The organism is Bacillus sp. LUNF1, from assembly GCF_011008975.1.
Taxonomy (GTDB): Bacteria; Bacillota; Bacilli; order Bacillales; family Bacillaceae; genus Bacillus; species Bacillus velezensis.
Map to the genome: position 1 here is coordinate 1,805,923 of NZ_CP048876.1, position 14,279 is coordinate 1,820,201.

Below are 14,279 nucleotides of genomic sequence, written 5' to 3' on the forward strand. Positions count from 1 at the left end.
AAATTTTGTAGGAGAGTTATGAATGAAGGATTGGAAACGATACTTATATCAACCAAAACCAGCTTCTGAGTTGCTAAAAGATGCGACAATTGTAATTGATACTAACGTTTTACTAGCCGCTTATCAGTGGAGAGAAGTAACAGTTAATAAAGTTTTAACAACTTTACAGCGATTAAAAGGTGAAGATAGACTTAGAATTCCTTTACAAGTTATAAAGGAATTTTCTAAGAATAGAACAAAAGAAATTAAACAACGAATGAATGATATAGACCAGGTCATATCTAAGTTACAAAGAGACAAAAATCCAATAAGAGAACGTGTTCCCATGCTTGAAGGAAAAGATATCCTTAAGAATATTGAGACTCTACAAGAGAATCATCATAGTGCCCTTAAAGAATATAAGGATGGATTAGTTGAGCTAAGAGACCATCTAAAAAAACTTTTTTATGAAGACCATTTCTTGGATAGTATTCTGGAAATTGCACAAGAGACGATTATTTTCCCACCGGATGGAAAAACCGATGAGGATCTGATGAAAGAGGCTGAAAAACGTTTTAAAAATAAAATTCCGCCGGGATATAAAGATAATCCTAAAGAGGAAAATAGTTCAGGAGATTTTATTATATGGTCTTCAATTCTTCAACTGGACACTGATGTGGTTTTTGTTAGTGGGGATAAAAAAAGTGATTGGGTCTATAAGGATAATAATGAAAACCCCATAGTTGCAAGGCGTGAATTAATTGAAGAATTCTTTATACAAACTGGTAAGGATTTTGCACATATTACCCCAAAAGATTTTATAACGTCTTTAAATTCAGATGTAAGTGAAGATGTAAGAGAAGACTTATCCAACTACAAAACAAAATTTAAAGTAGAGGACTCAGATGAATTAACTGTCATAGAACCAGTTAATTCTCAGGAGAAGTTAGATAAAATTACCCGAAGAATATTTGAACTCGTCGAAGATCTTTGTCAAAAAGAAGAGCTTAAACTAGAAGGCGATATATATAAAGCACTAAACTCCTTAGTTGCAAATAATATAATTAGTAGAAAAACTCGTGAAGAAATAGAAACAATCATAACAATTAATAGAGATATTGATCTTGGTTTATTAGGTGTGAATGATTTCAGTGTTGGTTGGGCTATTTCAAAAGGAACGCATTGTATAAACAATATAACAAAATATCTACAAAATTAATGCTCTTTAAAAAGAGCATTTTTTTAGCAATTAAAGAGGTGATATTATTGCCACGTAAATCTCTAAGAATATGCGCAGCCCCTGGATGCCCCAGCTTCTCCCGTGACCGATACTGTGATGCACACAAGACACAGCAACAGAAAGAAACAAAACAATAACAATTTTTTATAAATCAATAGATTGGAAACGAACAAGACAACTTGCATTGATACGAGACAATTATCTTTGTCAGCATTGTTTGAAAGATCATTGCTTTACTCATACGAAAGGGCCATTACAGGGTGAAAATATTGTCCGATGTTTGTTTGCAAGCGGTGTGCGGCGAACACTATAAGTAGACCTGAACTCATATATCAAATCAGCGTCATTCTCTTTCTAAGGCGGTGTAAAACGCGAAAAAAATATTCGCATTCATGCTGCTGCTTTTGTTAAATGATTTTCTTTTTATCACAGGTGCAGCATTAGTTCACCCTTGGGAGCGCGAACAATACATGTCTCAGTATTAATCTCTCAATCCCTTGGCACTATTGGTGTCAGGGGATTTTTTGGTTTTGTCATAAGATTAAGAGGTCGATATTTTAGTCCTTGACCAAAATATGACCAAAAAAAATTGAAGTTATGAATCTAACTCCATAATTGAGGCCACGTATTTATTGTAATCCCTTATTCGGTTTAGGATGAAGGCTAAATGAAGCCAATTATGCTCTAAAATGGAACCGGCCATTTTTATTTTCAAAAAGCAGGAGCTTCATCAATTTTGATACGAAGTAAACTATAAGGTTTCTGTCGTAAGTCTTTTCCATAATGAAATCTAGCCTGCCGATGTAATTGGTTCACGATGACGTATAAGTATCCATCCGGACCAATCGAAAAAGTATCCGGCCATAAAATTCTCGGATCATGTGCGATGGTTTGCATTGTGCCATTCGGCAGTATTTTTCGAATACTATTGTTCTCGTAATCTCCGGCATAAATGGCTCCTTTTGCATCTGTAATCATTCCATCAGACGCACCTTTTTCTCCCCAATACGCCACATGATAAAGTAAATCCATGTCCGGTATATTTCTATCTCTCAGGGCTTCTGTTGAGATCGAGAACAAATGGCGGCTGGTCAGTGGACAAAAAAATAATACCTTTCCGTCAGGAGAAATCGCAATACCGTCGGATGCCAGCCTAAATGGGGAAGTTGAACCATCCCTGTTACGATTCATCAAAATTTTGCCTTCTACTTTCGGTATAAAATAGGAATCCGGTGAAGTTGGATTTGTTCCATTTAACCGTCTGCATGCATTTCCGGTTTCCAAATCAACGACGATAATCGCTCCTGGTCCTTTGGAAGAAGAATCCGTTATATAGGCATAACCTGCAGTTCCAACACGAAAATCAAATCGGACATCATTCAGGTATGTTGTTGGAAGGACAACATCTTCTGTAAAGGTATAAACTCTTCTGATTGTATTCGTTTTTAAATCAACAGCGACTAATTTTGCCCCGCCTTTAATTGGTTCAGAAAAATTGGGTGCTGCTGTATCTAGTACCCAAAGCGTTCCTCTTCCATCAGTAACTACACTTTGGACACTGATGAAAGTCATTTTGATATTCTCAGGGTTAACCAAATTGGTTTGTAAATCAGGATAAGGCTGCAATTTCTCCCCAATTATCTCCGCCACCGTAAATTTAACATCGTCTCCCCATTTCGGAAAACAAATGAAAATACGACCAGTTTCTGAAACAGTAACACCGGTAGGCATAGCTCCATAAAATGTATAAACCAGTTCTAAATCCCCAAAATATTTTTCAAAAGGCAGCATAGGTTTCATCATATCCTCCTCAACCAATTAAACGGGATATCACTTATATATGATTCGCATTTTTTCTAGTGCATGTTTCTTAATAAGTTTTTCTAAACAAAAGATGATGGAAGTGCTTATCATTTAATAAGTCAGTCAGGTGACACAGAGGGTTTTTACTTAACGTCTGTCGAAGCAGTCGGCAATTACAACATGGTATGTCCTTTGATCGGTTTTAAATTCTCTGAAAAAAGAGTTGAAAAAGCAGAAAAGATTTTATAATATGAAATCAAGTTAGTTTGTTCGGTCAACAAACTAATAAAACCACTTTAATTGTCCATCATGTAAAGGTCTTAAATGGGAGGGGATAAGAGGCTCGATTTAATTGGAGGTGTATAGAAAGCGAAAGCCAAGCTTTTATCCTGTTCACTGCTATCTGATCACCATTTGGATGATGAAAATGCTCTGTGAAAGTAAACCGCTGTCATTTTTTGAAAGCGCTTTTATATGCCGCTCACTGGCCGATAATTTTAAAGAAATGTTATACCATTCATCATGTTCCTTATGTAAAGGATCGAAAAGGGGAGAAATCATGCTCAGTGAAAACGTAAAGAAGATCAGCATGGTTGAAAAAGTTGGATATGCGTCTGGAGATTTTGCTTGTAATTTAATTTATGCAACAGTGTCTACGTATCTTTTGTTCTTCTATACAGATGTTTTTGGTTTATCGGCAGCAACAGCCGGTACGATGTTTTTAGTGGTTAGAATCATCGACGCTCTCGCTGATCCTTTTATTGGAACAATAGTTGACAGAACAAATAGCAGGTTTGGCCGCTTTAGACCGTATCTTTTATTCGGAGCTTTTCCCTTTGTCATATTGGCAATACTCTGTTTTACAACCCCGGATTTTTCGGATATGGGGAAATTAATATATGCCTATATCACCTATGTCGGCTTATCGCTTACATACACCATGATAAACGTGCCATATGGCGCGTTAACATCTGCAATGACCAGAAATAATCAAGAAGTTGTTAGTATAACGTCTGTCCGTATGTTATTTGCGAATCTTGGGGGACTTGTCGTTGCATTTTTTGTTCCCTTACTGGCTGCTTATTTAAGCGATAATTCCGGCAGCGAATCTCTTGGCTGGCAGCTAACCATGGGTATTATGGGAGTTATAGGCGGGTGCCTTTTAATCTTTTGTTTTAAAAGCACAAAAGAGCGTGTAACGCTTCAAAAATCCGAAGAAAAAATTAAATTTTCGGATATATTTGAGCAGTTTCGTGTTAATCGGCCTCTAGTTGTATTAAGTATTTTCTTTATTATTATTTTTGGAGTGAATTCAATCAGTAATTCGGTTGGCATCTATTACGTAACGTATAATTTAGAAAGAGCGGATTTAGTGAAGTGGTACGGTTTGTTGGGAAGTTTGCCTGCTTTGGTCATTTTACCGTTTATTCCAAAGCTTCATCAATTATTGGGGAAGAAGAAATTACTAAACTATGCATTATTACTGAATATGATCGGCCTCTTAGCTTTACTGTTTGTTCCGCCAAGTAATGTATACCTCATACTTGTCTGTCGATTAATCGCCGCTGCCGGAAGTCTCACTGCCGGGGGATATATGTGGGCGCTTATTCCTGAAACAATAGAATATGGAGAGTATAAGACCGGGAAAAGAATGGGCGGTCTCATATACGCTATTATCGGATTTTTCTTTAAATTCGGCATGGCCTTGGGAGGGGTTGTACCGGGTTTGGTTTTAGATCAGTTTGGATATGTGGCAAATCAGGTGCAAACGCCGGAGGCATTGACGGGAATTTTAATTACAACAACCATTATTCCCGTGTTCTTACTGGTTCTGGCTATGATTGATATTAATTTCTATAACTTAGATGAGAAAAAATATAAAAGCATGGTTCGAGAATTAGAGAATAGAGACAAAGTTTATTTGGATCATATTGACGATTTCAAAGCTTAAAACGTGATGAGTCAACAGAAAATAGCTGAGGAGGAGTTCAAAATGAAGATTATCAATCCAGTACTTAAAGGATTCAATCCCGATCCGAGTATTTGCAGGGTTGGAGAGGATTATTATATCGCTGTATCTACATTTGAGTGGTTTCCGGGAGTCCAGATACACCACTCAAAAGATTTAGTCAATTGGCAGTTGGTTGCACATCCATTACAGAGAGTATCGCAATTAGACATGAAAGGAAATCCTAATTCAGGCGGGGTCTGGGCGCCATGTTTAAGTTACAGTGACGGAAAGTTTTGGCTGATTTATACGGATGTTAAGGTCGTAGATGGCGCCTGGAAAGATTGTCACAATTATTTAGTGACTTGTGACACGATTAATGGTGATTGGGGGGAGCCGATCACATTAAACAGCTCGGGATTTGATGCTTCTTTGTTCCATGATACGGATGGGAAAAAATATTTATTAAATATGTTATGGGATCAGCGTATTGATCGGCACTCCTTTGGAGGAATTGTCATGCAGGAATATTCTGATAAGGAGCAAAAACTAATCGGCAAACCGAAAGTGATATTTAAAGGAACCGAAAGAAAGCTGACAGAAGCGCCGCACCTTTACCATATCGGGAACTATTATTATTTATTAACCGCAGAAGGAGGAACGCGGTTCGAACACGCTGCTACAATTGCCCGTTCTGCAAATATTGAGGGTCCATATGAAGTTCATCCTGATAATCCTATCTTAACGTCATGGCATGTGCCGGAAAATCCGCTGCAAAAATGCGGACATGCATCCATTGTACAAACATATACAGGCGAGTGGTATTTAGCTCATTTAACGGGACGTCCCATTCATCCGGACGATGATTCAATTTTTCAGCAGAGAGGATATTGTCCTCTGGGCAGAGAAACAGCTATTCAAAAGCTCTATTGGAAAGATGGCTGGCCTTATGTAGAAGGCGGAAAAGAAGGGAGCTTGGAAGTGGATGCGCCTTCTATACCAGAAACAATGTTTGAAGACACGTATCCGGAAGTTGATGAATTTGACGATGCAACATTAAATATTAATTTTCAAACGTTAAGAATTCCGTTTACGGAGAAATTAGGATCATTAACTCAAGTGCCAAATCATTTACGATTATACGGCCATGAATCCTTAACTTCGACATTTACTCAGGCATTTGTAGCCAGACGCTGGCAAAGTCTCCATTTTGAAGCGGAAACGGCTGTTGCGTTTTATCCGGAAAATTTTCAGCAAGCCGCTGGTTTGGTGAACTATTACAATACAGAGAACTGGACGGCTCTTCAAGTCACGTATGATGAAGAACTTGGCCGTATTCTTGAATTAACGATATGTGATAACTTTTCTTTTTCACAGCCATTAAAAAATAAAATTGTGATTCCTCGTGAAGTCAAGTATGTCTATTTAAAAGTGAATATTGAAAACGAAAAATATTATTATTTGTATTCATTTAACAAAGAAGATTGGCACAAAATCGACATTGCATTGGAATCGAAAAAATTATCAGATGATTACATCCGCGGCGGGGGATTCTTTACAGGAGCTTTTGTAGGGATGCAATGCCAAGATACGAGCGGTCATCATATTTCGGCCGACTTCAGATATTTTCGTTATAAAGAAAAATAATTAGCACATGAAAAAGGAGATTTCTATTTTAGAACTCCTTTTTCATATTAGAAAGTGCCTATGTCAGTATTGATTCAGAAATACGCCTAGAATAAAAAAACCCATCTTTAAAGATGAGCGTAAAACATAGAAGTATGTACATTTCAGTTATGAACCATGTCGAGAAAATGATCAATAACAATGGAGGACATTCCTAGAGCAGGGGCATTTTTTCCTAAGATAGATGGTAATAATTCATAGCTATTGTCTAGTTGGGAATAAACCCTGGATGACACTTCACTTTTAATTGAATGTAAAACCATAGGATGCGATTCAATGATGCTGTTTCTTAAAATGATGGCTTGCGGATTAAATGTATTTAAAATATTGGTCAGGCCTATTCCTAAATAGAAACCAAAATTCTGTAATGCCTGTAAAGTTCCAACATCATTCAGATGGGCGAGGTCTATGATATCTTGGCTGGACACTTTTTTCTCTTTCGTCTGAAGAGATGTTACTAAAGCCTTCTCTGAAGCATACAATTCCCAGCAGCCTCGGTTTCCGCAGCTGCATTTAGGACCCTTAAAGTCTATTGTCATATGTCCCATTTCTCCAGAGAATCCGCCAACCCCTCTATATAAATGATTGTTGATCATAACGCCGATCCCTATCCCTGTACCGATACTTGCATAAATAATGTTATCGTGATTTTTTGCAGCACCAAATACTTTTTCTCCATATGCGCCGGCATTTGCCTCATTTTCAATAAAAACGGGCACATTGAACTTTTCTTGGATGAAAGATTTTAAGTCAATATCTCTCCAGTTGGAGTTCGGAGCGAAAACAATTTTTTGATTTTTGTCAATCAGCCCGGGCGCGCATATCCCTATACCAATAAGACCGTATGGAGATTGCGGCATATTTGCAATAAAGTGATGAATCATCTCAATTAAAATATCTTTAGTGATTTCTGGAGAATTGCATTCCAAATGATGGTGTTGATCAAGGACGATCGTCCCTTCAAGATCTGTTAAAATGCCATTAACATAATCCACGCCAACATCTATTCCTACGGAGTATCCTGCTTTTTTATTAAAAACAAGCATGACGGGTCTTCTGCCGCCGCTTGATTGTCCCTGACCTATTTCAAATACGAGGTTTTCTTTCATTAATGTGTTTACCTGTGACGAAACAGTTGATTTATTTAATCCGGTCATTTCGGATAATTTTGCTCTTGAAATAGGAGAATTCTTAAGTATTTCATTTAGTAATAACTTTTGGTTAACTTTCTTGACAAAGGCTTGATCAGCGATATCCACTTCATCCACTCCATTTGTATAATCTTTAAATTAAGTTGAACGTTCTGTGTTATCGTGCAAAACGCAGTACATAGCGAATCCAACCTTTATTATATCTAATGTGTTCGTAAAAAACTAAAAAAAATATTGAAAATACTGATGAGGTTATATAAGATGAAAATAAGTTAGTTTGTTTGGGCAACAAACTAATGTGCAACATGACATAAAAGCATCTGTATTTGAATGATCATGTTTAGAATTTATTTTTAAGGGGGAAATCACACATGGCTCACTCTCATTCCGGTTCAGTCAACTATTTTGAAAGCGCAAACAAAGTGATTTACGAAGGGAAAGAATCCACGAATCCTTTAGCATTTAAATACTATAATTCTCAAGAAGTAATTGGCGGAAAAACGATGAAAGAGCATTTGCGATTTTCTATTGCCTATTGGCATACATTTACCGCTGACGGCACAGACATTTTTGGCGCAGCTACGATGCAGAGACCGTGGGATCACTATAAAGGCATGGATCTGGCGAGAGCGAGGGTAGATGCAGCGTTTGAGCTGTTTGAAAAACTGGATGCGCCATTTTTTGCTTTTCATGACCGGGATATCGCACCGGAAGGAAGTACGTTAAAAGAGACAAATCAAAATCTGGATATAATCGTGGACATGATAAAAGACTACATGAGAACCAGCGGCGTTAAGTTATTATGGAATACTGCAAACATGTTTACGAATCCCCGTTTCGTCCATGGTGCGGCGACTTCTTGTAACGCAGATGTATTTGCGTATGCCGCAGCCCAAGTAAAAAAAGGATTAGAAACAGCAAAAGAGCTTGGCGCCGAGAACTATGTATTTTGGGGCGGACGTGAAGGGTATGAAACTTTGTTAAATACCGATTTAAAATTTGAGCTTGATAATATGGCCAGATTTATGCATATGGCAGTGGATTATGCGAAGGAAATCGGGTATACAGGGCAGTTTTTGATTGAACCAAAACCAAAAGAGCCGACCACCCATCAATATGATACGGACGCAGCAACAACCATTGCCTTTTTAAAGCAATATGGCTTAGACAATCATTTTAAATTAAATCTCGAAGCCAATCATGCCACATTAGCCGGGCATACATTCGAACATGAATTACGCATGGCGAGAGTGCATGGCCTTCTTGGCTCTGTTGACGCGAATCAGGGTGATCCGCTTTTAGGCTGGGACACAGATGAATTTCCGACAGATTTATATTCTGCGACATTAGCAATGTACGAAATTCTGCAAAATGGCGGTCTTGGAAGCGGAGGATTAAACTTTGACGCAAAGGTCAGGAGATCTTCTTTTGAGCCTGATGATTTACTATATGCCCATGTTGCAGGGATGGATACATTTGCAAGAGGGTTGAAAGCCGCCCACAAATTAATCGAAGATCGTGTGTTTGAAGATGTGATTCAACACCGTTACCGCAGCTTTACTGAAGGGATTGGTCTTGAAATTGCAGAAGGAAGAGCTGATTTTAAGACACTTGAGCAATATGCGCTGAACAATCAGCCAATTAAAAACGAATCAGGGAGACAGGAGCGGTTAAAAGCGATATTAAACCAATACATTTTACAGGTATAATGAAAAAAGAAGCTCCAGATCCCGCTGTAAAAAGATGCAGGCAGCCAAGTTCCCGGAATTGCCCGTCATGAAGTTACTGTTAATGGCGGGCCATTCCAATGGGGATCTATTTAGAGAGGAAGGAGTGAAAAAATGAAGTATGTCATTGGAATAGATCTTGGAACGAGTGCCGTTAAAACCATTTTAGTCAATCAAAACGGCAAGGTTTGTGCAGAAACGTCCAAAAGTTACCCGCTCATCCAAGAGAAGGCGGGATATAGTGAGCAAAATCCTGAAGACTGGGTGCAGCAAACAATTGAAGCATTGGCTGAATTGATTTCGATATCCAACGTTCAAGCCGGGGATATTGAGGGGATTAGCTATTCGGGACAAATGCATGGGTTAGTACTGCTTGACCAAGATCGGCGGGTGCTGCGTCATGCGATTCTTTGGAATGATACCAGAACGACGCCTCAATGTAGCAGGATTACCGAGACATTTGGCGATCATCTGCTTGATATCACAAAAAACCGTGTCCTTGAAGGGTTTACATTACCTAAAATGTTATGGGTGAAGGAACATGAGCCTGAACTTTTTCACAAAACCGCTGTTTTTTTGCTTCCGAAAGACTACGTGAGATTCCGCATGACTGGCGCCATTCACACCGAATACTCCGATGCGGCGGGAACGTTACTTTTACATATGACCCGCAAAGAGTGGAGCGATGAGATTTGCAATCAATTTGGTATTTCAGCGGAAATTTGTCCTCCGCTTGTTGAATCCCATGACTGTGTAGGATCGCTGCTTCCGAGCGTTGCGGCGGAGACTGGGCTGTTGGAAAAAACAAAAGTGTACGCCGGGGGAGCAGACAATGCTTGCGGTGCTGTCGGAGCCGGTATTCTTTCTTCCGGAAAAACATTATGCAGTATCGGGACGTCAGGAGTCATACTTTCCTGTGAAGAAGACAAAGAAAGGGACTTTAAAGGGAAAGTGCACTTTTTTAATCATGGAAAGAAGGATTCTTTTTATACGATGGGAGTCACGCTCGCTGCAGGGTACAGCTTGGACTGGTTTAAAAGAACGTTTGCGCCGAACGAATCGTTTGAACAATTATTGCGGGGAGTGGAATCTGTTCCGATAGGAGCAAATGGACTGCTGTACACTCCTTACTTAGTCGGTGAAAGAACGCCGCATGCTGATTCATCTATTCGGGGAAGCTTGATCGGAATGGACGGAGCCCATAAAAGAGAGCACTTTTTGAGGGCGATAATGGAAGGCATCACATTCTCTTTATATGAATCAATTGAGCTATTCCGTGAAGCGGGAAAATCAGTTGATACGGTTGTCTCTATTGGCGGGGGAGCTAAAAATGAAACGTGGCTTCAAATGCAGGCTGATATTTTCAATACGAGGGTGGTTAAGTTAGAGAATGAACAAGGTCCCGCCATGGGGGCTGCGATGTTAGCTGCCTTCGGAAGCGGGTGGTTTGACTCTCTTGAAGAATGTGCAGAGCAGTTCATTCATGAAGCAGCTGCATTTTATCCAAAAGAACAAAACGTTCAAAAATATAAAACACTATTCGAGTTGTATAAGAACATTTACGTTCACACAAAAGATCTCAACACAGCTTTAAAGAGCTTTAGACAAAAATGAAGAAAGAACCTCGCCAAATTGGCCAGGTTCTTTTTATATTGCACAAAAACAGACACGGTGATATAATCAGAACACGCGCGCTTTCTGTGTGAAAAGTCATAGTTATCCATCTTATATTATGATTATATCATGCTGAAAAGCTCTTGTCAAATTTTTTTGAAGGGGAGATATAGAATGAGTTCTTTGGTTCTCGGCATTCACGAAATTGAAAAAACACAGCCTTTGCTCGTTGGAGGAAAAGGGTTACATTTAGGGGAATTATCAAAAATTCAAGGAATACAAGTACCGGAAGGATTTTGTGTCACAACCGCAGGATATCAAAAAGCCATTGAACAAAACGAAACGTTACAAGCGCTGTTGGATCAACTGACCATGCTGAAAGCGGAGAATCGGGATCAAATTGGTGAAGTCAGCAAAAAAATCCGGCAAACCATTATGGAAGCAGAAATTCCTTCAGATGTAGTCAAAGCAGTTGCTTGCCATCTCTCCCGGTTCGGCGAAGAACATGCCTATGCCGTACGTTCCAGTGCGACAGCTGAGGATTTACCGCATGCCTCTTTTGCCGGTCAACAAGACACCTATTTAAATATTACCGGCGTCGATGCGATCTTGCAGCATATTAGTAAATGTTGGGCGTCCCTATTTACGGATCGCGCGGTCATTTACCGTATGCAAAATGGGTTTGATCACAGCCAAGTTTATTTATCCGTTATCATCCAAAGGATGGTGTTCCCTCAGGCTTCGGGAATTTTATTTACCGCTGATCCGATGACCGGAAACCGAAAGCTGCTGTCCATCGATGCCGGTTTTGGACTTGGTGAAGCACTGGTCTCCGGCTTAGTCTCTGCCGATTGTTATAAAGTACAGGACGGGCAAATCGTCGATAAGAGAATAGAACCAAAAAAATTGGCTATCTATGGACGAAAAGAAGGCGGAACGGAAACACAGGAGATCGCTCTTGATCAGCAAAAGATTCAAACACTGACTGATGAACAAATTTTACAGCTGGCACGTATCGGGAGACAGATCGAAGCTCATTTCGGCCAGCCGCAAGATATCGAATGGTGTTTGGACCGCGATACTTTTTATATTGTCCAAAGTCGTCCGATCACAACGTTATACCCCGTTCCTGAAGCGAACGATCAAGAAAATCACGTCTATATCTCTGTTGGTCATCAGCAAATGATGACGGATCCCATAAAACCCCTTGGGTTGTCTTTTTTTCTGTTGACGACTGCTGCACCCATGCGTAAAGCCGGCGGAAGGCTATTCGTTGATGTCACACATCAACTGGCATCTCCTACTGTCAGAGAAGTTTTCTTAAAAGGCATGGGGCAGCACGATCCGCTCTTAAAAGACGCACTTATGACCATAATAGAGCGAGATGATTTCATTAAGCCGATACCTGATAAAACGGCACAGATTCCCGGCAAAGGCAATGCAGATATGCCGGATCAAGCTGAAAACGATCCGGCCATTGTTTCTGATTTGATTAAGAGCAGTCAAGCATCGATAGAAGAGTTAAAACAAAATATCCAGACGAAATCAGGATCTGATTTATTTCGTTTTATTTTGGAAGATATCGAGGAATTAAAGAAGATTCTATTTAACCCAAAAAGTTCGGTGTTGATTCGAACTGCAATGGATGCTTCATCATGGATTAACGAAAAAATGAACGAGTGGTTAGGTGAAAAAAACGCAGCAGATACGCTTTCTCAATCTGTACCCCATAATATTACCTCGGAAATGGGGCTTGCGCTATTGGACGTCGCCGATGTGATCCGCCCTTATCCAGAAGTAATTGCCTATTTAGAGAATGTAAAAGATGATCACTTTTTGGATGGGCTGGTGACCTGTGAAGGCGGGCGGGAAACCCGTGACGCGATCTATGCTTATCTCAACAAGTACGGAATGCGATGTGCCGGAGAAATTGATATGACAAGAACTCGATGGAGCGAAAAACCAACTGCACTTGTCCCTATGATTCTTAATAATCTCAAAAACTTTGAGCCAAATGCCAGTCAGCGGAAATTTGAGCAAGGGCGGCAGGAGGCGTTGAAGAAAGAACAAGAGTTATTAGACCGATTGAAGCAATTACCGGATGGTGAACAAAAAGCCAAAGAAACCAAACGAATGATCCGCATCATCCGGAACTTCAGCGGCTTCAGAGAATATCCAAAATACGGCATGATCAGCCGCTACTTCGTTTATAAGCAGGCTTTACTGAAAGAAGCCGAACAACTCGCAGAAGCGGGCGTTATTCATGAAAAAGAGGACATATACTATCTCACTTTTGAAGAACTTCAGGAAGTCGTACGCACACATAAATTGGACTACCAAATCATCAGCACACGAAAAGGCGAGTACCAAGTATATGAAAAACTATCTCCGCCGCGTGTTATCACATCTGACGGTGAAATCGTTACAGGCGAGTACAAACGAGAAAATCTCCCGGCTGGAGCGATTGCAGGGCTGCCCGTTTCCTCGGGAGTCATAGAGGGGCGGGCACGGGTTATTTTAAACATGGAAGATGCCGATTTGGAAGATGGGGATATATTAGTTACTCCCTATACTGATCCCAGCTGGACACCATTGTTTGTATCCATAAAAGGCCTGGTCACTGAAGTTGGCGGACTGATGACCCATGGAGCGGTTATCGCGCGTGAATACGGCTTACCTGCAGTTGTCGGAGTTGAAAATGCAACCCAATTGATAAAAGATGGGCAGCGAATACGCGTTCATGGAACAGAAGGCTCTATTGAAATATTATAATAGCGGGGGTGTGCAGCACGTCACCAGATATTTCCCGCATTTTAACTAAAAAAGACCGGAACCTCTTAAAGGAGGAATCCGGTTTTTTTTATGTGAAAATGACTTAGTATTTTGTAGGCGGACCCTTTTTAAATAAGTGTGGAAGGCCGCTAAGATACCAAACAAATAAGATTCAGTGACTAAATCTAACGAATGACAATTTTATAAAGGGGGTGAGTAATATCCTTTTTAAGTTCACAACATCTGTAATCCTGATGAATTAAAAACGCCTTAGTTTTTTAACAACTATTTAGAAGTTTTGTTCATGAACAAGTTTTTATTCCGAATTGGATTGTTCGCCTTATTCTTCATAGCGGCAA

8 protein-coding genes and 1 pseudogene are annotated in these 14,279 nt (G+C 39.8%); 7 read left to right on the forward strand and 2 right to left on the reverse strand.

Features of this window, described 5'->3' with window-relative positions:
* The first annotated feature begins 22 nt into the window (after positions 1–22).
* Both G4O42_RS08800 and G4O42_RS19960 read left to right on the forward strand, forming a co-directional pair.
* Positions 23–1,198 carry a PIN-like domain-containing protein gene (locus tag G4O42_RS08800; protein WP_032875003.1) on the forward strand — a complete coding sequence of 392 codons (1,176 nt, stop codon included), beginning with the start codon at positions 23–25 and terminating at the stop codon, positions 1,196–1,198.
* A 47-nt stretch (positions 1,199–1,245) separates the two neighbouring features.
* Positions 1,246–1,457: pseudogene (locus G4O42_RS19960) on the forward strand (HNH endonuclease); the annotation flags it as partial.
* A gap of 473 nt (positions 1,458–1,930) precedes the next feature.
* Here the strand turns inward: G4O42_RS19960 and G4O42_RS08805 are convergent.
* On the reverse strand, positions 1,931–3,019 hold the full coding sequence (locus G4O42_RS08805) for an L-dopachrome tautomerase-related protein (RefSeq protein ID WP_032875005.1): 1,089 nt from the start codon (positions 3,017–3,019) through the stop codon (positions 1,931–1,933).
* A 562-nt stretch (positions 3,020–3,581) separates the two neighbouring features.
* Between G4O42_RS08805 and G4O42_RS08810 the strand changes: the two genes are divergently transcribed.
* Both G4O42_RS08810 and xynB read left to right on the forward strand, forming a co-directional pair.
* Complete coding sequence (locus tag G4O42_RS08810; protein WP_032875007.1) at positions 3,582–4,973, forward strand: MFS transporter; 1,392 nt, start codon at positions 3,582–3,584, stop codon at positions 4,971–4,973.
* Between the two features lie 42 nt (positions 4,974–5,015).
* Positions 5,016–6,617, forward strand: coding sequence for a xylan 1,4-beta-xylosidase (gene xynB, locus G4O42_RS08815; RefSeq protein WP_032875008.1), 1,602 nt, complete (start codon positions 5,016–5,018; stop codon positions 6,615–6,617).
* Between the two features lie 143 nt (positions 6,618–6,760).
* Here xynB and xylR read toward each other — a convergent pair whose 3' ends face one another.
* A complete protein-coding gene (xylR, locus tag G4O42_RS08820; protein ID WP_032875010.1) occupies positions 6,761–7,915 on the reverse strand; it encodes a transcriptional repressor XylR in 1,155 nt (384 codons plus the stop codon).
* A gap of 263 nt (positions 7,916–8,178) precedes the next feature.
* Between xylR and xylA the strand changes: the two genes are divergently transcribed.
* The 3 genes from xylA to ppsA all read left to right on the forward strand — a co-directional run bounded on the left by xylA (position 8,179) and on the right by ppsA (position 13,920).
* Positions 8,179–9,516 (forward strand): xylose isomerase, encoded by a 1,338-nt coding sequence (xylA, locus tag G4O42_RS08825; protein WP_021493439.1) that lies wholly within the window; start codon positions 8,179–8,181, stop codon positions 9,514–9,516.
* A gap of 132 nt (positions 9,517–9,648) precedes the next feature.
* Positions 9,649–11,148 carry a xylulokinase gene (xylB, locus tag G4O42_RS08830; RefSeq protein ID WP_032875013.1) on the forward strand — a complete coding sequence of 500 codons (1,500 nt, stop codon included), beginning with the start codon at positions 9,649–9,651 and terminating at the stop codon, positions 11,146–11,148.
* A 174-nt stretch (positions 11,149–11,322) separates the two neighbouring features.
* Positions 11,323–13,920, forward strand: a complete 2,598-nt coding sequence (gene ppsA / locus G4O42_RS08835) for a phosphoenolpyruvate synthase (protein WP_032875015.1) — start codon at positions 11,323–11,325, stop codon at positions 13,918–13,920.
* The last annotated feature ends 359 nt before the right edge of the window (positions 13,921–14,279 follow it).